Source organism: Ruegeria sp. K5 (assembly GCF_056531805.1).
The window spans coordinates 61,003-81,668 of record NZ_JBQFML010000010.1; the positions used below are offsets into that span (position 1 = coordinate 61,003).

The 20,666-nt window shown below is 53.7% G+C and carries 17 protein-coding genes; 13 read left to right on the plus strand and 4 right to left on the minus strand.

What is annotated here, in order from left to right:
• Nucleotides 1-20: 20 nt before the first annotated feature.
• The 4 genes from ACR0MO_RS19170 (at nucleotide 21) to ACR0MO_RS19185 (ending at nucleotide 5,779) form a co-directional block, all read left to right on the plus strand.
• Nucleotides 21-1,367, plus strand: a complete 1,347-nt coding sequence (locus tag ACR0MO_RS19170; RefSeq protein WP_480892898.1) for an efflux RND transporter periplasmic adaptor subunit — start codon at nucleotides 21-23, stop codon at nucleotides 1,365-1,367.
• Nucleotides 1,364-4,483: an efflux RND transporter permease subunit gene (locus ACR0MO_RS19175; protein WP_480892900.1), complete on the plus strand. Its 3,120-nt coding sequence runs from the start codon at nucleotides 1,364-1,366 to the stop codon at nucleotides 4,481-4,483. Before ACR0MO_RS19170 ends, ACR0MO_RS19175 begins: the two co-directional genes overlap by 4 nt.
• A 23-nt stretch (nucleotides 4,484-4,506) precedes the next feature.
• Entirely contained in the window at nucleotides 4,507-4,842 is a 336-nt protein-coding gene (locus ACR0MO_RS19180; RefSeq protein ID WP_480508881.1) for an ion channel, read from the plus strand.
• A gap of 133 nt (nucleotides 4,843-4,975) precedes the next feature.
• Nucleotides 4,976-5,779 carry a bestrophin-like domain gene (locus tag ACR0MO_RS19185; RefSeq protein WP_480892902.1) on the plus strand — a complete coding sequence of 268 codons (804 nt, stop codon included), beginning with the start codon at nucleotides 4,976-4,978 and terminating at the stop codon, nucleotides 5,777-5,779.
• A gap of 199 nt (nucleotides 5,780-5,978) precedes the next feature.
• Here ACR0MO_RS19185 and ACR0MO_RS19190 read toward each other — a convergent pair whose 3' ends face one another.
• On the minus strand, nucleotides 5,979-7,313 hold the full coding sequence (locus ACR0MO_RS19190; protein ID WP_480892904.1) for a tetratricopeptide repeat protein: 1,335 nt from the start codon (nucleotides 7,311-7,313) through the stop codon (nucleotides 5,979-5,981).
• Between the two features lie 410 nt (nucleotides 7,314-7,723).
• Between ACR0MO_RS19190 and ACR0MO_RS19195 the strand changes: the two genes are divergently transcribed.
• From ACR0MO_RS19195 to ACR0MO_RS19220, 6 genes are all read left to right on the plus strand, one after another.
• Nucleotides 7,724-9,391 (plus strand): sulfatase-like hydrolase/transferase, encoded by a 1,668-nt coding sequence (locus ACR0MO_RS19195; protein WP_480892906.1) that lies wholly within the window; start codon nucleotides 7,724-7,726, stop codon nucleotides 9,389-9,391.
• Nucleotides 9,392-9,458: 67 nt separating this feature from the next.
• On the plus strand, nucleotides 9,459-10,190 hold the full coding sequence (locus ACR0MO_RS19200) for a hypothetical protein (RefSeq protein WP_480892908.1): 732 nt from the start codon (nucleotides 9,459-9,461) through the stop codon (nucleotides 10,188-10,190).
• A 112-nt stretch (nucleotides 10,191-10,302) separates the two neighbouring features.
• A complete protein-coding gene (locus ACR0MO_RS19205; protein ID WP_480892910.1) occupies nucleotides 10,303-11,412 on the plus strand; it encodes an HlyD family secretion protein in 1,110 nt (369 codons plus the stop codon).
• A 27-nt stretch (nucleotides 11,413-11,439) separates the two neighbouring features.
• A complete protein-coding gene (locus ACR0MO_RS19210; protein ID WP_480892912.1) occupies nucleotides 11,440-12,381 on the plus strand; it encodes a formylglycine-generating enzyme family protein in 942 nt (313 codons plus the stop codon).
• A gap of 219 nt (nucleotides 12,382-12,600) precedes the next feature.
• Complete coding sequence (locus tag ACR0MO_RS19215; RefSeq protein WP_480892914.1) at nucleotides 12,601-13,257, plus strand: lipid-binding SYLF domain-containing protein; 657 nt, start codon at nucleotides 12,601-12,603, stop codon at nucleotides 13,255-13,257.
• A 59-nt stretch (nucleotides 13,258-13,316) separates the two neighbouring features.
• On the plus strand, nucleotides 13,317-14,513 hold the full coding sequence (locus ACR0MO_RS19220) for a DUF3300 domain-containing protein (RefSeq protein WP_480892916.1): 1,197 nt from the start codon (nucleotides 13,317-13,319) through the stop codon (nucleotides 14,511-14,513).
• 610 nt (nucleotides 14,514-15,123) lie between these two features.
• On the opposite strand, the gene ACR0MO_RS19225 is transcribed toward ACR0MO_RS19220, so the two are convergent.
• From ACR0MO_RS19225 to ACR0MO_RS19235, 3 genes are all read right to left on the minus strand, one after another.
• Complete coding sequence (locus ACR0MO_RS19225; RefSeq protein ID WP_480892918.1) at nucleotides 15,124-16,077, minus strand: LuxR family transcriptional regulator; 954 nt, start codon at nucleotides 16,075-16,077, stop codon at nucleotides 15,124-15,126.
• A gap of 187 nt (nucleotides 16,078-16,264) precedes the next feature.
• The gene (locus tag ACR0MO_RS19230) at nucleotides 16,265-17,554 is read right to left on the minus strand and encodes a helix-turn-helix domain-containing protein (protein ID WP_480892920.1); all 1,290 of its coding nucleotides are present in this window, start codon (nucleotides 17,552-17,554) and stop codon (nucleotides 16,265-16,267) included.
• Between the two features lie 367 nt (nucleotides 17,555-17,921).
• Nucleotides 17,922-18,380, minus strand: coding sequence for a hypothetical protein (locus ACR0MO_RS19235; RefSeq protein ID WP_480892922.1), 459 nt, complete (start codon nucleotides 18,378-18,380; stop codon nucleotides 17,922-17,924).
• Nucleotides 18,381-18,800: 420 nt separating this feature from the next.
• On the opposite strand from ACR0MO_RS19235, the gene ACR0MO_RS19240 reads away from it, so the two are divergent.
• From ACR0MO_RS19240 to ACR0MO_RS19250, 3 genes are all read left to right on the plus strand, one after another.
• Nucleotides 18,801-19,157, plus strand: a complete 357-nt coding sequence (locus ACR0MO_RS19240; protein ID WP_142638830.1) for a hypothetical protein — start codon at nucleotides 18,801-18,803, stop codon at nucleotides 19,155-19,157.
• A 48-nt stretch (nucleotides 19,158-19,205) separates the two neighbouring features.
• Nucleotides 19,206-19,619, plus strand: a complete 414-nt coding sequence (locus ACR0MO_RS19245) for a thermonuclease family protein (protein WP_480892924.1) — start codon at nucleotides 19,206-19,208, stop codon at nucleotides 19,617-19,619.
• Between the two features lie 773 nt (nucleotides 19,620-20,392).
• On the plus strand, nucleotides 20,393-20,666 hold a 274-nt coding region (locus tag ACR0MO_RS19250), incomplete at its 3' end, for a hypothetical protein (RefSeq protein WP_480892926.1).

Consider the following 20,666-nt stretch of genomic DNA (forward strand, 5'->3'; position numbering starts at 1 on the left):
AGAAGCCGAGGAATAGTCACATGAACTTCCGACCCCTGTTGTTTCTCCCCCCTCTGGCAATTGGCGTGGGCGGGTTCATGTGGCTAACCAGTGAAGACGCGGCGGAAGTAACACCTCCGGCTGAAACAGTAACGGTCGTGCGCACGATGGCGCTGACCCCAACTTCCGCAGTGCCGAACGCATCCGGGTATGGTCGCGTCACTGCCGTGGACAGCTGGCAAGCAATTTCGCAGGTCGATGGGCGCGCAACCTTCGTGTCTCCTGAACTCGAGGTGGGGACAGTTATTTCAAAAAACACGGAAATTTTGCGGGTTGATCCCCGAGACTACGAAATCTCGCTAGCGAGGGCGACTGCATCCCGAGACAGCGCCCAAGCTGCATTGGATGAACTGGAAGCGACCGAGCATAACACGAAGGCTTCGATTGAACTGGAAACCCGCCTTTTGGATGTACGCAGGGCAGAGTTGGCGCGGCAAGAAACTCTGTTGGAACGCGGGAGTGCATCTCAGTCTGTTGTCGATACGGCTATCGGTAATTTGCTCGCGCAAGAAAAGATGGTTTTGAATCTCGAAAATGCGCTGCGGTTACTCCCCGCGCAGCGCGCCTCGCTGCAGGCTACGATCGACACCCGTGCTGTCGAAATCGAAGAAGCCGAGCGAGCATTGGCAAACACGACCATTACCACTCCACTCACAGGGCGTGTTGTAGCCAAATCGGTGTCACCGGGACAGTTCATTCGTTTCGGTGACACCGTAGCCACAATAGAAAGTACCGCCGCATCGGAAGTCACGGCAGAATTCCAAACTCGCGTTCTTGGCAATTTGTTCACAACGCTAAGAGGTATTGAACCCGCCGAGGCGCTTCGAGGTATGGATGTATCTGATGCCTTTGATGTGTTGCAGAGCTTTGACCTTCAAGCAGAAGTGCGTATGTCTGTTGCTGGCGAGGTTTACGCATGGCCAGCTGAGCTTGTTCGGTTTGACGGCAGCGCAGACCCGACAACTGGAACGGTTGGTCTGGTTGTCCGAATAGAAAGCCCAAGCGTACCAAACCCCGACAGACGCGGGCCCCCGCTTTCAAATGGCACCTTTGTTGAAGTCCAAATATCTGCTCCGTCTGCGCTAGAAGCACTGCGTGTCCCGCGCGCGGCTTTGCACACCGATGGACCAGCCCGCTTTGTCTACGTTCTGGACGATCAATCCCGGCTTGAGCGGCGGGAGGTGGAAACTGGTTCGGTTCAGAACGACGAGGTCATTGTTCACAAAGGTCTCGCTATCGGCGATCAGCTCGTCTTGTCCGACCCCCGACCCGCAGTCATTGGTATGTTGCTGGAGCCTGTTGAGGAATTTACAGGCGAAGAGTCATGATCGCATATTTCACACGGCATCCCGTCGCAGCAAACCTCGCCCTGATCGCTGTCTGTTTAATCGGCCTATCCACACTGCTGGACATGGAGCGTGAAAGCTTCCCGGAATTCACTGCGTCCGAAGTTTCGGTCTCGGTCGAGTTCCCGGGCGCGTCGGCCAGCGATGTGGACGAGCAGATCTGCCTTATTCTCGATGAGGCGTTGGGAGCAGTTAACAATCTGGAAGAGATTGAGTGCCTGTCCGTTGAAAACCTGGCGACGGCCACCCTCACAATGGCGGAGAACGGAGATATCGGGCAATTTTACAACGATATCTCATCAGAAGTCTCCAGTATTAATGATCTACCGTCAGAGGCCGAACTTCCGTCGGTCAGCATTCTTGGTCAAACGGAAGTAATCGCATCTGTAGCGGTTTCGGGCATTGAAACACATGATGGCTTGATTCAATACGCTGACGCGTTTGCGGAAGAATTGGCCAATTTGCCAATGATTGCGACCGCAGAGGTCACGGGCATATCAGAAGCCGAATACCGTATTTCGTTTGATCAACTGGCATTGCGACGGTTTGGGCTAAGTCCGAAGGACGTCGCTGACGCTGTTGAGGCGCGCAGTTTACGCGCGCCCTTAGGTACAGTTGCAACGACGGGGCGCGAGATCACCCTGCGCTACTTCGATGCGCGCCGTTCGGCAACCGATCTGGAAAACTTGGTTCTGGTGGAGACGCCGGAAGGCGGGATCGTGCGTCTGGTAGATGTGGCCGAGGTCACATTGTTTGAAGCCGCACCAGAGCAGCAGTCTTTAATTGACGGGGATCGCGCCGCAATCATTCAGGTCAGCAAACGCAAAACCGATGACGCAATTAAGGCCTTTGCACAGGTGTCTGACAAAATTTCGCAAGAAGAAATGCGGTATCCTGCGCCGTTCCGAATTACGGTCGTCAACAATTTGACCGAAACCGTTGAGACCCAGATCAATCTGGTTCTAGGCAATGCTATCCAGAGTTTACTGCTCGTGGTTTTGGTCATGTGCCTGTTTTTTTCCGTGTCCGAAGCGATCTGGATTTCATTCTCGCTGCCGTTTTCGTTCCTCGGTGGTATTTTCCTCATGGGTCTGGTCGGGGTGACGATCAACACGATCTCTTTGATCGGATTGCTGATGGCAATCGGTCTGATCATGGATGACAGCATCGTCATAGCGGACAATATCGCGAAATGGCGCCAGAAGCTGGGGCCTAAAGAAGCTGCCATCAAAGGCGCTACGGAAGTTATGCCAGGTGTGCTGTCATCCTTTCTAACCACTGCGTGCGTGTTTGGCCCGTTGACGTTTCTTTCTGGTGAAACCGGAAAAGTGCTTCAGGTGATCCCGATCGTGTTACTGCTGACGATGATCACCAGTCTGATTGAGGCATTTCTGATCCTTCCTCATCATATGGCTCATACACGTGCCGATGCGGTCAAAAATGCCCGGCGTTTTGTACCACGCTGGTTGGATCGCTCGCGCGATGGGTTCTTCATTCCAGTCGCTTCGGCTCTGCTACGATGGCGGTACGCCACCTTGGGATCGGTCTTTGCGATCCTAATCCTGAGCATCGGAATGTTGGCATCCGGGCTAGTTAAAGTCGTCGGCTTTCCAGAGACCGAAGGTGACACGATTGAGGCGCGTATCGCCTTGGCTTCTGGTTTACCCATCGAGCGCACTCAGAATTCTGTGGCGCAACTGATTTCGGGTCTGCAGCAAGTAGACACGGAGCTGACGCCTGGAACCGAAGAGGCTCAGCCTCTAGTCGAACGTATTCTGGTTCAGTATTCGGTCAATCAGGACGTCAAAGACAATGGTGCCTATACGGCTACTGTTACCGCAGATTTGCTTGAAAGCGATTTGCGCAACGTCGCCGCAAATGACGTACTGGCCCTTTGGAAACAAGCTACGGGACCTCTGCCGGATCTGGTTCAGAGCAATTTCACGCAGATCGCGGCTGGCCCCGGCGGAGACGATCTGGACGTGGAACTCGCCTCACACGACCTTGAGAATTTGGAGGCTGCGACTAATGAGCTACTTAAAAGGCTGATCGCTCGAGATGACGTGACCGAAGCCTATCAGGATTTTTCGAAGGGCCGATCTGAAATTCGACTTTCGCTGACGGAGTTCGGCTATGTCACCGGATTGACCCCACAGGGCGTAAGTGCGCAACTACGGGCTGCGTTTTCGGGAACTGAGACAGATAGCTTCCGCCAACAGTTTTCAGATGTCGCAATCCGCGTTGAGCTTGGCGACTCAGTACCAACACTTGCCGATCTGGAGCAGTTCCCAATTACAATCCCAACCGGTGAGCAAGTGGCACTATCGGGCGTTGCCAACATTGAACTTACTCAAGCCTACGCGCAGATCACCAGAAAGAACGGGCAAGCCATTTCCCGAATTATTGGAAAGATCGACCGCCGAGCGACTACTTCAACCGCTGTCTCGGCCCTCGTCACAGACCAAATTGGGCCTGATTTGCAACAATCGTACCCCGATGTCTCGATAGGTATAGGGGGTGCCACGGAGGAGCAGCAGAAGACGCAGGCCTCGATTTCTACTGCGCTGCTAACGGGTCTTGTCGGGGTCTATCTGATCCTCGCCTTTCAGTTCCACAGCTACACCCTGCCGTTCATGATTATGCTCAGCATTCCTTTTGCGTTAATCGGGACCATTTTTGGGCATTTTGCTCTCGGTATCGACATCTCAATGCCGAGCTTCATCGGCTTTGCTTCGTTAGCGGGTATCGTAGTGAATAATGCTATCTTGTTCCTTACGTTTTTTGAATCAGAGATCGAGGATGGCGATTATCTGAACGCAGCGATTGACGCGGTTCGCCATAGGTTCCGTCCCGTGGTTTTGTCCTTTGCAACAACCTTCGCCGGGTTGATGCCCATGCTCTTTGAAACCAGCCCACAGGCCCAGGTCCTTGTCCCATTGGTGGCGGCGGTAGCTTTTGGTCTGCTGGCCTCAACACTGCTCGTGATCTTCGTCTTCCCAACTGTGATTGGGATCTATTTCGACTTTGTCGATGTAAGAAAGTGGCGTGCAAATCGGCAGGGCCACAAGAATTACAGTTCAACACTGGAGCCTGCCTAACGTTTCAATGGCCGAGAACCGGAATGCTGAGTAACTTTCTATTCAATTATTTTGGCCTGTTTCGAGCCTTGGCCATGGCGTTAACGGATGGACGGTCGCTGCACTTGCTCGCAATGTCTGCGTCACTGGTCTTTGTCAGTACTTGCTTTTACGTGCTCGTCGAGGGCTGGAGCATTTTGAATGCGATGTATTTCTCAGTCGTCACCATGTCGACTGTCGGCTACGGTGATATTGCGCCCATCACCGCGGCGGGAAAGGTCTTTACGATGATCTTCACTGTTGCTGGTATTGGGATTTTCGTGGCCACGATCACAACTATCGCCACCATCTTTGTTGCGAATTTCAAGGTGCGCAAGTGACTAGTGGTAGGCTGAACCTCATAGCCGCCATTCATGCTTTCCACAGCATTCGAAGGAATGCGATATACGGGCGCGCCGCGCAACCGTTTCCAAGCCTTCTTGATATTCAAAGTTAGTCCAGAGGCTGATGAAAATGGGTCCAATTGAGTATTTTTCAGCCGTTACCTTCGTTGGTTCTATTGTTGTCTTAGCGCTTGTCAGCTATCTCTTCGCGCGTTTGGCCTTTCGCAAATGGATTGTGGAGGACGAAACACGTGAGTTGGCAGTCTCTGTCCTGTTTCGGATCGGTGCCTTGCATGGATTGGTTCTGGCGCTTGTATTTGCGCAGGACCTGGCGGGAGTGCGCAATGTTACGCAAGCTGCGGCGCGAGAAGCTTCACTGGTTAGCGACATCTACCATGACGCCGAACGTTACGGGCATGTCGAAACACATGAGTTGCGGCAGAGCTTTGCCCGATATGCCTTGATCGTCACAGAAGAAGAATGGCCACAACTCGCCAGTAAAAAAGAGCTTTCGGAACTTGCATGGCAACATTGGGAGACAGGATATGTCCTGTTGCTGCGGATGACCCCTGAAACTTCCGAACAAACCCGTTTGCACCAATTCATGCTAGAAGATGTGCGAGAGATATCTGAATTGCGGGAACGGCGCGAGAACGCAGCGCGTGGTGCATCAAGGGCGTTGTTCAGTATGGCTGCTCTTGTGGGTATTGTTCTGATATCAGCGGCCTTTTTTACATGGCCCGCGACGGCATTGAATTTAACACTGGTCTCCATGTTTGCAGCCTATTCCGGGCTGATCCTGTTCATGACCGTTTCTTTTTCAAATCCGTTTGAAGCGCCGGGGCGGGCTCCAACATCTGGTTTTGAACGGTTCTTAACTATTGAAGTACGAGAGATGGCAGCGACCGGTTTTGATCAGGCAAACAGCGATTAGTTTCGCGGTTTGAGACCATCTTGGCTGGAAATCGGGGATTTCAGCCGGAACCAAAAAGGCCAATGCCCTAGACGAATACCTTGAATTTCACTTTTGCAGGCAAAGGAATCTTCTTGGTTAGGATTGCAATGATTGCCACGATCCTGGACAGAAATTTCAAACTTCAAGGGTCGGGCTTTTACTATGCTGGCCGGAAAGATTAGGGCACCCATCCAGCCTGTCGCATCTGAGCAATAAGCTTCTCTGCATCTCGAGGATTTTGAAACAGGCGGAGCATGAGTTCTTCGATCCGGCTATCTGGCCAGGCTTCATTGTATTCCTTAACTAGTTTTTGCGCCTCTCGTGTTCTCCCCGACGCCTGTAGAGCAGCGATCAGATGCGCGGTATTGATCTCACTGACCGGACCACCCGATGCGGCAGCTTCCATCAGGTGTTTTGCGGCCTCGTTGTAGTTTCCAGTGTAGAAACTCGCATTGCCAAGCACGTTTCGCCAAGGAAAACGCGACCCTCGCCGGTTCAGGTGTAAACCCGGGTCTGAATTGGCGATAGCCCTTTCATAGTCACCTGAAAAAAAAGCGATGATCGCGTCGATTTCAAGTGTGATCAGGTCATCCGGGTCCAATGAAACTGCGCGCTTGGACAAGCGGTTTGCGTCATCGAAATCCCTCTCGAACATCAAAAGGAATGCCATGGCAGATTGGCTCCAGCCTTCTGCGGGAGCTAATCGCGATGCTTCCTCGGCGTATTGTCGCGCTTGCTCGAGCATCTGATCGCGGTCTGGCCCAACTGGGGCTAGTCCACCAAACATAGCTGCGGCTTGCGCAGCTCCGGCATATCCACCGAAATAATCCGGGTTTAACTCGATGGCTTTTTCAAAGAGCGTTAGCGCAGCAAGCAGGCGTGTCGGCTGCGTTGCCGGAAATAACAAGCCGCGCGCTTCTTCGGCGAGATTGCGCGCTTGAAGTGCAGTGGGAGACTCCTCAAACAGGGCCGCTCGTTCTGCGTTTTGACGAGAGTCAGACTGAGAGTTCTTCGGCACCTTGTTTGGGTCATTCACCGAAATCCACAAAGTGATCGCAGCAATAGCCAACAATCCAAATGCACCGGCACCAAGAAAATACAGTCGAACATAACTCCTATTTGATTTGGCCTCGTTTTCTTGGCTCTGTGCAACTTCAAACTGAGGCGTGTAGCCGCCTTTGGCTATTTGAATTCGCAGCGGATCTTTTGCCCCTTCGTCTGAATAGTACACTTCCAGTCTGCGCCGCAGACGACCCGCGTCGACTCGCACTACATTCGCAGTAGAAATGTCCTTCTGAGACTTCCGGCCATAGACGTCCTGAGCAATGTTTTTTCCACGTATTTTGTCGCCGCGCCCCGCAATACTCTCCTGAACAATGTACCTCAGAAACTCTTTGAGGCGGTCAGCACCGGCGAAGGCTTTACTCGACACGACACGGTCCAAGGCACCCACAACTTCATCGCTGCCCAAAACGATCTTACTTTGACCTTGCATGTCGAATCCCAAATCCATGAATAACAACACAATATCATGAAGTTACGGGTTCAGTGTAACCGTAACATGCCATATAAAACTATACCTAATTTTCTCATTCAAATATTCAATCCTTGTCCGCTAGTTCCCGGAGGCCTGCTGTGGAAATCGAAGAATTGTGGAGTGCTGGGTTAGAAGAGTGCTTCGAGAATGGGTTCGAACATGTTTGTGCACTCTATCAGCGGGATGAAGTTTTTGCTGAGATGTGCCGCGACTTTGTCGAAATTCACAAACTGAGCAATCTAGACCACACCACAGATGTACATGTGCTTGAGTGCTTGATTGGGCTCAGACAAGAAATCCAATCCCACTTCCAGAGCGTACAATCATCGATCACTCCAAACCATCCGTAGAGAACTGGCAAAGTCAATCAGAGGAAATGTAAGAGTATGAAACTAACCTGGTTAGCAATTGCTCCTATTGCCTTGGCAGCGCAACCGCTGCTGGCACAGGAAGCGCCGATCAATCATGACGCTGAGTATTACATCCTGCAATCGCAACGCAGCGCACAGTGGGCTGAGGATGATGCTGCCGTTGATGATGCGCTGGCAAGCTTTCGCGAGGCGAACGGCGGCAAAGCGCCAAATATCATCAGTGTTCTGATTGATGACTTGGGCTTTGGCGATATGGGCATCCCAGAATTGAATGCTCTGCGTGGATATGAAACGCCAAACATAAACGATTTCTCGGACGAAGCGATGCGTCTGGTGCGCATGTACACCGAGCCGTCCTGCACCCCAACCCGTGTTGCACAGATGACCGGCCGGTTGCCGGTCCGTATGGGAATGGGCGACACTGCCGTTGATATCGCGGGCTTTGGCCTACCGGGTGATGAGGTCATCCTGCCGGAAGTTCTGAAACAGGCTGGCTATGCAACCAGCCACGTTGGCAAGTGGCACATGGGTGACATTGCTGAGAGCTGGGCCATGAACCAGGGCTTTGACTATGCCCAGATGGCGGTGCACCAGCAGGGTCAGCTTACGATCTTCAACGACGACGCCATCAAAGAGGGCGTGTCGGTCGCGAACAATGACTACTTGCCCACTTACACCTTGGACGCATTCTTTCGACCCGACGCATCGCACATGATGACCGTCATCGAAGGCGAAGCCGGAGGCCCGATCCGTGAAATTCGGATGGAAGAAGGGGAGCGATGGAATGCCGCCAAATATGGTGAAATGAACCAGGCGTTCCAGGACAAAATGATGGAAGAGCTGTCCCGCCTTGCGGGCGGGGAAGAGCCGTTCTTCCTGCAATACTGGCCGATGCTGCCGCTCGATAACACGCGAACCGGTCGCGAGGGGCCGCAGTCTCCGAATGGGGGGCTTTATGCGGACAAGATGCAGCTGGTCGACCGTTGGCTGGGCGACATGTTTGATGAAATGGAGACGCTGGGCATCGCTGACAACACCATCGTGGTGGTGATGGGCGACAACGGCCATTTCACCAAGTATTCTCCGCAATCCGGTTATACCCCAATGATTTTCCGTGGAGGCAAATCCGATACGACCGAAGGGGGTGTACGTACAGACGCCTTTATCCGTTGGCCCGGGATGATCGAGGCTGACAGCATGCTGAACAGCATCATCCATGTGTCTGATATCTATACAACGCTGGCACGCTTCGCGGGGGCTGATGAGTATATCCCACGCGACCGGCTTGTAGATGGTGTGGACCAGACAGCGTCAATCCTGTTCGACGACGAACAAAAGGGACGCCGTGACCATGTCATCATCTATTCAGATGATAAACCGAAGGCCATTGTAAAGGATCAACTGAAGCTGAAGCTGCCGCCTCCAGGCGAGAACCCGATCGTGGCGAAATTCTACAACCTGTACCACGATACACGCGAGGAATACTCGGTTTCGACAGAAGTCGGCGCATGGGGTGGCCAGGAATTCGTGCGTATTCTGGCTCGGCACAAAGCGCGGAAAGAGAACTATCCGGACACACCACCCGCATTTGGAATGCCCTACGAAGGTATAGAGAACATTCGGCCAGAAACACAGGCCGCAGTTGATGCCTTTATCGTCCGCAAGGACTCTCCCAATCAATGACAGAACTCCGGCGGCCTGATCTTGGGCCGCCGGGCATCTAGTTGCCACACGAAGATGGAGAAGTTGTTTGAAACAGCTCATTAGCACTACCGCGTTGACCGCGATCATGACGTGTGTCGCAGGGCCATCCTTTGCTGATCAAAATAATTGGGACTTCCGCGCGTTTATCTATCTCTGGGCGCCTGAGTTGGGTGGTACCACGGTCACCGGCGAAAGCATGACCGTGAGTTTCTCAGACTTACTTGAAAACCTTGATTTCGGTCTGATGGGAGCACTGGAGGCAAACAACGGGCCGATCTCAGTGTTAGGTGATTTTCAGTACCTCGATGTAAGCGCGGATCAAGACAGCGCTGTAGGTCCCGGTATCCCTGCCAGTGCAGATGCTGAAGTCACAGGCTTCGTATTCACCGGCTCTGTCGGGTATGACTTCAGGCATACTCAGGATGGTCAGTTGGTCGGCTTCGGTGGCTTTCGATACCTCGACATGGACACGACGGCGAACCTAGCAGTTGGTAACGGTTCCCAGCGTGTTTCAGGGTCAATCTCCAACACTGATGCCATAGTAGGTGTGCGAGGCCTGTTTCCCCTTGCTGACCGTTGGGCCTTTTCATTCATAACCGACGTCGGCGGGGGTGATAGCGATCTGACCTGGCAGGCAGGTATCACGTTCGACTACCAGATCAACAATTGGAACCTGAGTTTTGGGTACCGCCATCTCGACTGGAATATCGGGAACTCAGACGTTGTGAGTGATCTCTCATTCTCCGGGCCCATAGTCGGCGCGAAGCTCTCGTTCTAATGCCGTGAAAGAAACAACGACAACCGACGCCCAAATAAGGAAACCCGGGTGAATGGCCTTCCTATTGCCCGGGGAGTTGATTGGAGGATGAATACCTGATGAGGCACAATAAATGCTGATTGTTTTAGCACTATATTTCGGGCTCGCCTGGCTCGTCTTCTCCAAGCTTCGGCTGCTCCCTTGGAACGCCGTTTCCAAGACTGTCATCTATGGCGGCAGCATCTTAATCGCATTGGTTGTCATCGGGGCATTGAATCATACGACACCAACAGGAACCGCATCTGTTCAGGGCGCAGTGATCAACATAGCGCCCAACGTCTCTGGTCCGGTGACGGAAGTGGCTGTGAAGCCCAATCAACCGGTTGCCAAGGGCGATGTCCTCTTTCGGATCGACAACACGGAATATTCTGCCGAGGTGGCCAGGCTTGAAGCCGCTCTTTCTTCTGCGCAGGCCGAAGCGGACCAACTGGGCCATGACTTGACGGCCGCCGAGGCTGATATCGCATCCCTCGAAGCCCAGCTAACATTCGGCGTCGCGCGTCGCGACGACATCATTCGCCTTGCAGAACGGGGCGCATCGTCAGAGTTCCAGCTGCAGGAAGCCGTTTCCACAATTGAGCAACTTGAGGCGAACTCGCGTGCGGCGGCGGCCCGAAAAGCGGGCCTTGAGAGGCGTATCGCTGCGCAGGTGGACGGCGTTGATGTGGGCGTCGTCGAAGTGGAGAACATGCTGGCTCAGGCCCAATGGGCGCTTGAACAGACGGTTGTTCGCGCGCCCGCTGATGGTTTGGTCACCGGGCTGTCACTACGGCCCGGAAACCGGGTCACAACACTTCAGGGCGCAGTCAATTTTGTGGTTCCGGGAGATCGCGTGCTGATTGCGACATTGCCGCTGAGCAGCCTTGGGAACGTCTCCGCAGGTGACAAAATCAGGTTCGCGATGCGCAGTGCTCCGGGCCAGGAGTTTGAAACAACCATCCGAGACATCCCCCCTGCAACAAGTGAAGGAGCACTTGATACAAGGAGCGGCCTCCCCTCCCTTCGTGAACTGGCCGGATCTTCAGAATACATCGTGATCGCAGACATTCCGGGCGACCTAAGTGACAAGACGACAAAGCTTGGTGCGTCCGGCACAGCCCTGGTGATTACCGAAGGGGCTGGAGCGATTTCCGCTCTGGCAGAAATCCTGTTCTGGATCACAAAAAAGCTGAATTACCTATGATCAAAGCTATGCAACAGGGGCATGTCCATGTCGGTAACGATTAGGTCTTGCTGTGCCCCAAGTCCTCAAAATAATGCGAACGCAGGAATATTCGCGCTGAGAGCTGGTGCCGCAGCGCCGATGCTGGACGGGACACTCGAAATCCCTGGCGGCCGCCCAATCGTCGGCACCGCACGCCCCTTGATACCTAACGATGGTGAAGAGACGCGGCGGTCCAAGCCGCTCAAGCCGTTTCGCATTGGTGCGACCACAGTCACCAATGAGCAGTTCAAAAGATTTGTCGATGAAACAGGATACGTCACGGATGCACAAAGAATTGGATGGTCCTTTGTATTCTGGCTCGATGTGCCGGATGATACCCCCAACCCTCTTGGTGTCGCAGGTACGGAATGGTGGCGTCGCGTTGAAGGCGCCAACTGGCTTGACGTAAACGGTCCCGGCACGTTTGAGAGAGCCTGGTTTCCGGATCACCCTGTCGTACAGGTCTCCTGGAACGATGCCCGGGCATACGCAACTTGGGCAGGTGGCCGATTGCCGACCGAGGCGGAGTGGGAACATGCGGCGCGCGGCGGGCTGGGGGATGTGAGATATTCTTGGGGTGAAGAAGACCCGAATGATCGCGATTTCTTTCCCTGCAACATCTGGCAAGGCACTTTCCCGCATCGGAACATTGAGTTGGATGGCTACGCAGCAACTGCACCTGCTTCGTCATTCAGGCCAAATGGCTATGGTCTCTATAATGTCGTTGGGAATGTTTGGGAATGGACTGCTGATCCATACCGAATTCCCTCTTTGAAGAAAAACGTTCGCAAGAAACTCGATCGGATGAAAGGTTTTCGACTGCTGAAGGGCGGATCGTACCTTTGCCACGCGACCTATTGCTGGCGGTATCGAATTGCGGCCCGGTCCAGAAACACACGAGATAGCACCACCACACATCAGGGCTTCCGCATGGTGTTTGATGTTTGAATGTTCGTCATTTTCCAATCGCGCGACCGGTGCAGTTTTGCCGTGCTGGAGTTCAAGGAAATGACATGCGGACGACGTCTGACTTGGGGGGTTTCTGTTTGAGGACCCAATGGCAGAAACGGCTTACGTAACGACCAAGCCCGGCTGTCAACGTACCTGGCAAGAAGGCTTTTTAGCACGGCGCAAGTGATGCACCGGCAAGTCAAGTGGGAGGAAGAAATGCAACTTACAAAAGCAATCACAGCAATCGCGATAGCTGGGTTTGTACATCTGTCATTGGGGCAACCCGTGAATGCTCAGAAGTTATTGGACAAAGTCACAGAGGGCGTTTCTGGCGTCGCCAAGAAAGTCGGAGACACCGCAGAGACGGCAAGCGAAGCTGTTGTGGATGCGACCGACGGCATGACAGCGGCTCAAATTGACGATGGCGTAAATGAGGTCCTTACTCAGCTCTATAAAAGCTCACCTGAGACCAAAGAGCTGTCTGATAAGGCTGTTGCAGTCTTAGTGTTTCCCAAGATTACTAAGGGTGGGCTGATGGTTGGTGGCCAATATGGCGAGGGAGCATTGCGGGAAAACGGCAGCACGACCGGATACTACAATATTGCGGGCGCATCTTATGGGTTTCAGGCGGGCGTTCAGCAATTCTCTTACGCCATGTTTTTTTTAAATGACACGGCTCTCGAATACCTTAGCAGCAACAATGGTTGGGAAGCAGGTACTGGTCCAACGCTGGTTGGTGGCGACCAAGGTTGGTCGGCATCGATGGGCACAAGTGACCTGAATGGAGACATCGTTCCCATAGTCTTCGGCCAGGAAGGTCTGATGGCAGGCACGAGCCTTCAGGGAACGAAAATCAGCAAAATCGAAAAGTGATCCACTCTGTAGCTACTCGGGGTGCACTACCGTTTTGGACGAGGGGGTCGGACATAGCCATGTCGATGAAACTGAATCTTCTTTGCGTTGCTTACTTGGCCGCTTTTGCAACAGCCACGCATGCGCAGAACGCTGTCTCGGAGCAAGATGAAAGCGTTGAAACCACAGCAGAAACAACCGATGCGACAGAAGACGCGGATTTGTTGACGCAAGCGGAACTTGAAACGCTTGTCGCACCCGTTGCCCTCTTTCCCGATACCGTCCTGACCCAGTTGTTCATCGCGGCGACGCAGCCCCTCGAAGTGGTGAAAGCAGAACGCCTTCTGGCCGAGAACGAAGGTACCACCGCCGATGAGCTGACCCCGCGGATCGAGGCGGAAGGCTTTGACGAAAGTGTGGAGGTGTTGGCCATTGGCTTTCCCGAGGTCATATCAGGCATGGCGGCCAATATTGACTGGACCGAAACCATGGGGCTGGCGATGCTGGCGCAGACAGAGGACGTCTTGGCCGCCGTACAAACTATGCGTCAGACTGCGATCAATGCTGGCACGCTTGTTTCGGGTGATGAAATGACGGTGACGCAAGATGCAACGGATGCTGTCGTTATTCAGCCCACTGATCCGGAGGTTGTCTATGTCCCGCAATATGACACCGAAACAGTTTACGTGGAGCAGGAAGACACGACCGGCGACGCACTGCGCAACATCTTATTTGCGGCAGGCACAGTCTATCTCATAAGCGGGATTTTCGATGATGATGATGACCGATATTACTACTGGGGGTGCCGCAACTGCGGTGGATGGAACGGACGCCCGATCATCGGCAACCCGAACACACGTCCGAACATCGACGGGGATGTTAATATCGATATCGATATCGAAAACTCCCGAAACACTGTCTGGCGTCCCGATGATGACCGCAAAAGGGAAGCCCGTCGCGAGATCAGCGACACCCGGCGCCCAGCGGACGGCAATCCCTCCACGCTGCCCGCAAAGAACAAGCCATCCCGTACTGATGAGCTACGGCGCGACCTGAATGCCCGCCAGCAGGGTGAAGGTGTGCTGAACAGCGGGCCCGCGCCGAGCCCACAACCGCAAATCAATCAACCCTCTGTTACACCACCCGCCAGCGGCGGTACGCGCCCTGCCCTTGGAAATACTGGTGGCGGCACTCGTCCGGCCCTGGGAGGCGGAAGCGGGAGCCGTCCCAAACCCGGCAACCGCGCCGGTGGAGGCGACAGGCCTATCAGGCGCTAGGAGGCCCGGCCGACCGCCGACAAAGCGGGCCAGTACAAAGATCGCCCAAGACAGTGTTATGGAACAGAAATAATCACTGATCTCGAAACAGAAATTAACTTAGAAAAAGGTGGCAACTGTGCCATGTAAGCATATGCTTGAGGCATGCACTCTATCATCGATAGGCTTTCGGGAATTGTACTTCGCATAGAGCAGACCCGGCTCTGGGCGTGGGCAACGGCATCGGTTATCCGAATTTATATAAGCATCGTTGTTCTCTTGGGTGTATTACTCCCGAGCATTCCAGCCATCTATCTTCTCGCTCACTATGCGCCAATCTTGGCTGTTTTCATCGTTGTTGTGGCTATCATCTTCATTGGCCTGCCAATCCACCTTCTTTCCGAAGAGGGGCGAAAGCGCACAAAACGCAAATAACAACTGAACTCCAGCACCCACACGCAAGGCTTATCAACCCTCGATATTTGAGGTCTCCGGGCCGCTATGCCTTGCTCCTGTTCCGCCTCTTGGTGACATTTCTACTTGGTTGCAACAAGGACGGCCTGTAAGAGAAATAATGTGAAACATGCGCCTGCGGTCTTTTCAAAGATGAAGCAATGCGTTTTTGCCGAATTCAGAGATACCTGATCCACAATCTTTGATCACGGTTACACCCAAGTTCCTCGACCACCTCGTTTGCACTCAAGTTAAACTCTCTCGCGAGGTCCGTGATCTCGACAGACTGAAAGCTATCCAGATTCCGCACCGTTCGACCCTCTTCAAAGGTGATTAACTCGTGAGACCTGCCAGACCAACGCACGATCCCGCCGCAAAGGGTATATCCTTCAGCATCTGCAATTTCTGCGACCGGGTCCGCAAAAAAATCCGTCCATTTGAGAATACCGGTAGTGACCGCACGCGCTACGGCCTGTTCCGTTGTCCGGCACTTGAGTTTTGTGACGATCGAAGACGTCAAAGCACGCACCATTCTGGAGGAGAGCCCCGTCTGGCCAGCAACCACGGATGGGATCAATCCTGATGCGAGCATCTTCAGAACATCCATCTCCTGATCGGACAACGCATCCGTAGGAAAGTTGAAAACCGTATCAATCACATCGAGCGCGAGTAGATGCAGGACCTGCGCTTCGTGGCGAAGGGCAGGGAGCATACTCCCGACCAAGGCGTCCCAGTCGGAACGGCGCAGGTTGGAGGTAACCGTAAAGACGCCACGCTCCCCAAACGGATTGATAACCGGAGTGGATAGTCCGTGCTGACCCACACCAAATTTTCTCGCTGCATCGAATAGCGGTGCGTGTTCACGCTGATCATCAAACACAGCCCAATCAATTGGTGCGATCATTGCGGCGCCAAACCGGATGAGGGGATCGACCAGGACCATGTCGTTGTCGACGTAGTGCCTGACCCATTCGGCCGGGAACGTGGTACAGCCGTGGACAACGTTGTGATGCTTGTCGATATGGGCGTAGGACGCATTCTCCAGTCCGAACCTGGAACAAATTTCCTGAAGGCGCGCCTCCCCGGTCTGCCTGAAATCCAGTTCAGAATTGCCAATGTCCGCGATTTTCATAGATCGACTTTCTGTTCTGCGTTGCCGTCGAGGCCGATTAGCAACCTAAAGCTGAACAAGCCACTCGGGAATTCCCGTACCCAATCGCAGATTTGAATACAGTTCTGTTCTGGAGGCGGAAACAGAGCGGAAAATCGCTGATGAGACGCATGAATTGGAAAAGCTGGCAGCGCATAATCCTTCACTGCTACAAACCGTTCTCGTGGTCTTGCCAAAGCCCGTCTTCCTCCTCCCGGGCTCTTCGCGCCAACAGGCCCATGAAACTGGAAATCAGGTTCAATTCACCACGCTCATCTGCGTGCACCATACCGCGCAGATATCCGCCCGGATTAACCACTGGCGGCAACCGTGGATCGCTCAGCCTCGCGTCTGTGATCAACCCGGCCAGGATTGCACCCATCACGGTCAAACGGTCAATTGCCGTATGCCAGGCGGAGATATTGGCGCCGATCTCCGACAATCGCGACCAAACGCCGGTCTCAATCGCGTAGAGCGACGGGCTGGAATTCTGATCTACGCCACCGGCGATATCGATATGCATGCGCAGCTCGGGTGAGGCCAGTTCATATAGGATGCGGTTATTCACCCGCGGTAGTTTATTGGCCTTGCGTGATGCCGTATCCGTCGGATGATTGCTATCTAAGCAATTCGGAGGGCCGTCAGGCCCGGAGCCGGAACAATCTGGTTCCGAGGCTTTAGCCGAGGACATTGTCACTTCGCCACTGGCGTTACAGGACAGAATTTTCTTTTCAATTTGGTCTTGTATATGGGACCCGAAGCGAGCTTCGGGTTCACCCGAAATTTCACCGGGTTTTGCGACATGATCTTCGATCCGTTTCCAAAGGTCATGAGCCGCCTGAACATGTGATCTGAGCCCATCCAGCGACATGTATTTCAGCTTGTCTGCGCGCGGCCAGGACCGAAACGCCTTCCTCATGTCCTCAGCGACTTCAGGAGGGCAGGGGAGTGAATTAAGAATTTCCAGGCTGTGTTTCACATATCGGTAGAGGCGTGACCGATCCCCGCGCAATTCGTCATGTTCTTTCTTGTCTGCCTTGTTCTGTGCTTCTACGTCGAGCATCTCAGGTATGAGGTTCAGCGCAGGGGTCAGGAAGAGGCCAAGCCCCTTGCGCTTACAGCGCGCCCCATTTGCACCAAGCCTACGTTCAATCAGACCAATGGATTCCATTTCGCGTTCATGGTTGTGAATTGTTCGATCTGTCACGCCACGCCCGACAATCAGTGTTTCCTGTCGCGCGAAGCAAAAGGGTTCTTGAGACGGATCGCGAAACGCACATGGCGTAATCATATCGATGATGATCTCTAAGGTGCGAATACACTGGGCGGATGCGCCTCTGATCTGGGCATGGCACACACAGAGCTGCCGAAACCGGTCCCGGTTCCAGCCCTCGGGAAGGCCGTTGTGGAAGCGCTTCGCGTCTTGAAACCGGGCAGATGAGATTTGACGGAAACTCATGGCTTCGACCTCACTGGGCGTGACCCCGGCAGATCCGCGGAGTGTCGCGCGGTGGTGTGTTTGTTTTGGGGGATTTGCTTCATGTTCTGCTTCTCAATCTTGAAGCAAAGCGGGTCAAACCTCAGCGAATAAACACAGAAAAACCGTTCGCACAGATGCGTTTGTCCTTGTCAGTAATCTGGGAGTTTCCTATAAATCAGGTGATCAAACGTGACTTAGGAAGATCCCCGCTGAGGCCCCGCCTTGCGGGGTTTTTTTGTTTTAGGGTTTAGGGTGTTCCTCCGGGCCAAACGGCCTGGTTTATAAGTACGGCTGGCGATTTCGGTGGCATAGTCAGGAGCAATGCGTTGTGCCGCAGGTAAGCACCTCAGTATCGGATGAGTTCATAATCGCTGAACCCGAATGTATCGGTCCACTCGACACCAACGCCACGGAAGTAGCTGGGAGGTTCACAGCGATTGCCCAGTGGCAGCCAAGAAGGGATTGGGGCAGGAGCGCGCTCGGACCATTGGAAGCTTACGTTGTCATCATAGCTGCCAACGACAAGATCAAGTGAACGCTCGCAGTCGCCCTCTCGCGACCGACGGCGATAGCTGTAGTGGCGCACATCCCAAACCCTGATGGACCTCACAACGTCGAAATCGGAAGAGGAAAGATCGACGCTGATCGGGGTGGCTTGGAAACCGTCACCGTATTGGCCGTGATGTGACTGGATCTCATTTATCGAGATCGCTGCGTCTACCAGTAATGGCTTGGCGGTGTCATCCGATGGAAGTTCTGGAACTGGGCTAGCACTGGTGCGCTTGATGGCTTCCAACCGTTCCATAGGACCCAAGTCCGAGGGGCTGCGTGACGTATTCATCGGACAGCGCCAGAGTTGAAGCGGAGGTTCGACCGGGTAGGGCGTGATGCGCCGAATGAACTCCTCCTTGGCTGCGACGCAATCAGCCGAACTTGGCCAACCTCCGGCGAGGCAAAGGAATATGGCACAGTCAATTGGATAGGCACTGGCCTGCGTGGCCGGCAGTGCAGCGAGTGCAACTGCAAGGACCTTCGCGCGAGTTCTATTCCTGGATTTTGAGTGTTTCAAGATGGTCTCTCCTGCTTGCGAATCGCCTAAGCAATATCCGGCCAATATACGCCTGACAATCCAATATCGTATATTGGCGTACTTTCTTATATTGACGTAGATTGTGTTTTAGTCCACAACTTTTGGATGTAGAAGACGGCCCATAGGGGGGTCGTCATGGCGGACAACAAGAGACAATACACTGTGGTAACCATTGAGATGGTCCGGGGCCTGAAAGAGGATCAGGTTCCCTTTACATGCCGCTACGAATTTATCGGACTCGCTTCCCTTGGACGACCTAAGTACCACTGCATTTACAGCTCGCCGAACTATGTCGGGGCCTTGTGCAAGTCGAAGATCTCTCGAGCGGGCGCTGAGCCCAGAGAGTTCGATCTTTGGCCGGGTCTCTTCAAGCATCATCAGGAATTTGGTGATGGGCGCATTCTCTGCGTCAAATCAGACTATACGATCGAGTCGATTACCCCAGAGGGTCTCGAAGCAGCTCAGGCCTTGGACGCGAAATCCAAAACCTGATCTGGCACGTTCGAGAACCTGGCTCATCAAATTACTGGGGCAGGGCACATGAAACGGCTCTTGTTTCTCAGCGCTACACTCGCGTCTTTGTTCTTTGTTGCGGTCTGGATTGAACCATCAAAACAAACAAAGACCCTGAGCGCATCCGAGGTGATTGCCGTTGATGGTGACACCATCGACCACGGTGATGACCGCTACCGCCTCATCGGTTTCGACACACCTGAGACCTTCCGCGCACAATGTGAGGCCGAGAGAGCTTTGGGTCTGAAAGCCAAAGACCGCCTGACGGAGATCATTCAGACCAGTGGGCAGATAGAATTGGTTATCCAACCAGACCTGGACGTGCATGACCGTTTCCTCGCGGTCGGACGTTCAGGTGGTCAGGAGATAGGGAAAACTCTGATGTCCGAAGGTCTCGCGCGACCCTATTCGGGCGGCAAACGCGGGTCCTGGTGCGGCTAGACGAAAGGACTGAGCGACGACTTGCAGAAAATGGAGCGAAATAACTGAGCAATGAGCGGTCCTGTCGATTGCGCCAACAACCGACAGGACAAGAAACGCCCCAAATCCATCCGGGCATTCCTCCAACATCAAAAGAGAACTGTACTATGGTAAAAACAGTAGTCCTAGATGCCGATCCTAGATCGGACAGCACCGCGCCAGAGTCAATGGGAGCGACCCTGAACAACGTGTCTGAGCTTTCGGCCGCACAGCAATGACCAGCGTCAGCGCCGAGCAGGACATCCCCGAAACTTTGGTCAGACCATCAGGTGATTGATCCAAGCTGAACGCTGGCTTTCTACGAAGCCCGCGAAGGGCTCAGTGCTGTGTCCCGGCATCCAATTTCCTGCTGCTCAGATGATCGGAACCTCAACCTTATAATAGTAATTATGTAAAAATTACTGACCTATTCTTAGAAAGGCTTAACGGTGATCACAGTTGCCTTCGACACAGCAAATTGCACCAAAACCGAGCCTGGCACTTTGCACAGTAGGCTCTCTTCGATGCATGTGGTGCTACACCGAAGAGAGATTGCGCTCAGGCTCAGACGGATCTGCACCCGAAACACATCCGCAACCTACAAAAAAGGTGCGGCGGCATTAAGGCAACGCAAGCCATCTCGTTCAAAACAACACGAAATCAAATCAGATAACGTTATTGTTAAGCAGCTCCTTAAGGCCAAATGCGGCCGCGTCGCTCTGTCTTCGGCACTTTGGTGCGCACTGGCAACCACCGTGTTTTCCCAAGTCATCGAATACGAGCCGGATGGCAGCGTGTTTCTGAACGGCGCACGAGCAGAGATCGTCAATGGCGTCGTTCGGCCAATCCGGATGCGTGAGTACACGCTTGACGAAGAACCAGAAGCGCCAAAATCCAAGCCACAGGAAAAGATCGAGATTGCGGGCAAGGCACCGCGGCCTCGCAGATCCTCGGGCGGCTGGTCGCAGGAGCGTATCGTCAAAGAAATCCATGCAGCGGCGGATCGGCATGACATTCCGGCCGAGTTGT